Annotated in this window: 2 protein-coding genes; one reads left to right on the forward strand and one right to left on the reverse strand. The window is 60.7% G+C overall.

Annotated features, from left to right (window positions below):
- A partial coding sequence (aspS, locus tag ENZ75_RS31695) for an aspartate--tRNA ligase (RefSeq protein WP_164888171.1) occupies positions 1 to 998 on the reverse strand: 998 nt, incomplete at its 3' end.
- Positions 999 to 1,192: 194 nt separating this feature from the next.
- Here aspS and ENZ75_RS31700 point away from each other — a divergent pair.
- The coding region (locus tag ENZ75_RS31700; protein ID WP_164888170.1) for a hypothetical protein at positions 1,193 to 1,441 on the forward strand (249 nt) is incomplete at its 3' end.

Below are 1,441 nucleotides of genomic sequence, written 5' to 3' on the forward strand. Positions count from 1 at the left end.
GTCTTGGCGGGAATGCCCCACACTTCGGCCTTCGGGTCGCTGGCCAGGATGTTGGCGAACACCTTGAAGCCGGAATCGCGAAAATGATCGGAGACGGCCTGCATCTCGATCGGGTTGCGCAGGTCCGGCTTGTCGGAGCCGTATTTGCGCATGGCCACATCATAGGGAATGCGCTGGAAATTCTGCGTCACCGGCTTGCCGTTGGCGAAGGTCTCGAAGACCCCGCGCATGACAGGTTCCATGGTCGACAGCACGTCGTCCTGCTCGACGAAGCTCATTTCGAGGTCGAGCTGGTAGAATTCGCCGGGCAGGCGATCGGCACGCGGGTCCTCGTCGCGGAAGCAGGGCGCGATCTGGAAATAGCGGTCGAAGCCCGACACCATGATCAGCTGCTTATACTGCTGCGGCGCCTGCGGCAGCGCATAGAAGGTGCCGGGATGGATGCGCGACGGCACCAGGAAGTCGCGCGCGCCTTCCGGCGACGACGCGGTCAGGATCGGCGTCGAGAATTCGGTGAAGCCGACCTCGCCCATGCGCTTGCGCATTTCGGCGATGATTTTTGTCCGCGCAATGATGTTCTTGTGCAGCGTCTCGCGGCGCAGGTCGAGAAAACGGTATTTCAGCCTGATATCCTCGGGATAGTCAGGCTCGCCGAACACCGGCAGCGGCAATTCCTTGGCCGCCGACAGCACCTCGATCTCGCGGGCGAAGATCTCGATCTCGCCGGTCGGCAGATTGGCGTTGGTGGTCTCGGGCAAGCGCGCCTTGACCTCGCCGTCGACGCGGATGACCCACTCGCCGCGCACGGTCTCGGCGACCTTGAAGGCAGGCGAATCCGGATCGGCGACGATCTGGGTCAGGCCATAATTGTCGCGCAGGTCGATGAAGAGCAGGCCGCCATGATCGCGCACGCGATGCACCCAGCCGGACAGGCGAACGGTCGAGCCGACGTCGCTCTTCCTCAACTGGGCACAGGTATGGCTGCGGTAACGGTGCATTGTCATTGGTAAAGTCCGGGGTGCTGGGTTGCAGGCCAAGCATCAAGCCCGGCCTCAAAATTTGCGCGAAAAGCGCATGGGAGGCCGGATTTGTCAAGGCAAGCGGCTTCGACAGGACATCCGTTGTAAACTTGGGCGGCACAATGGATAGCGATATCCTCTACCGCTACGTTTACGGCAAATGAGATCAGGATATGCAAAACCAGAAGCTCTTTCTGACACCTCAAGAGCGCAGCCGCATCGTCAACCTGCTTGACGCGGCTCGCATAGACGATTGGGCGCGGTTCAAAGCCCTCTCCGATGGTGACTTTCCGAACGACGAATCGATGCGGGAGCAGTTCGACGGATCGCGGCTCATAATCGACTACGATCGTATCGACCCGGAACAGCAATTCGCTGTTGGCGTAGATCCCGACGGTTTCCGGCTCATCACCGGTCAGTTG

Source organism: Mesorhizobium sp. M7A.F.Ca.CA.002.04.1.1 (genome assembly GCF_004022805.1).
In the GTDB taxonomy this organism is placed as follows: Bacteria; Pseudomonadota; Alphaproteobacteria; order Rhizobiales; family Rhizobiaceae; genus Mesorhizobium; species Mesorhizobium ciceri.